Source organism: Paenibacillus sp. CMAA1364, assembly GCF_054373195.1.
The window spans coordinates 1-630 of sequence record NZ_JBITNB010000072.1 but is presented as its reverse complement, the minus strand read 5'-3'; the positions used below and the strand labels follow the sequence as shown (position 1 = coordinate 630).

Annotated in this window: 1 protein-coding gene; it reads left to right on the top strand. The window is 37.8% G+C overall.

All coding sequences use genetic code 11. The annotated features are described in order from the left end of the window. The first annotated feature begins 47 nt into the window (after positions 1-47). Positions 48-476, top strand: coding sequence for a hypothetical protein (locus tag ACH8E3_RS16700; RefSeq protein WP_458633775.1), 429 nt, complete (start codon positions 48-50; stop codon positions 474-476). The last annotated feature ends 154 nt before the right edge of the window (positions 477-630 follow it).

Below are 630 nucleotides of genomic sequence, written 5' to 3'. Positions count from 1 at the left end.
AACGTTATCAGAAATTACCCTAGAAATTGAAAGTGAGTGAATAATAAATGAAGAAAGTTTGTTTGATTCTAACGCTTCTCACCTTAATAATAACCGGTTGTAGTTCTGATAAGAAAAATGCTGAACAAAAAGAAGTCCTTGTTTATTTCGCTAAAGGGGATTCATGGGCATCAACCTATACACTAATTGACGCAGGAGAAACAATATTTGACTCATTGTATATCCAACATATCGGAAATAGGGAGTCAGAAATGAAACCAATCGAATATGTACTTGAGGGGAATGGAATTAAGTCAGAAAGCCAGTACCCACAAAAGTTACAGGGGGTAAGAAGTTTTCAGGTATCTACTGAATATAACAAGCAATTAATAAACATAGAAAATATTGAAGGTAAGGAATTCAAATTAACGATTAAAGAAAATGGAAAGATTGAAGAGTTATTTCTAAGATTAGTCGGAGAAGAGGGTAACATCTGATAACAAAACATTCCTGCATCGTCGCGTTCGCTCCTTGATCGCCAAGAAGAATTTCGGAGAAGTGGAATCAGGCGACACATTCAACCGGCTAAGTCTGACGACCCGGACCTACGGTCCTTAAGCCGCTTGAACGTCAGGAATGCGCAACGTTATG

Bases quoted from the DNA above. Each gene is read 5' to 3' on its own strand.
- ACH8E3_RS16700 (WP_458633775.1), top strand. From the start codon at position 48: ATGAAGAAAGTTTGTTTGATTCTAACGCTTCTCACCTTAATAATAACC.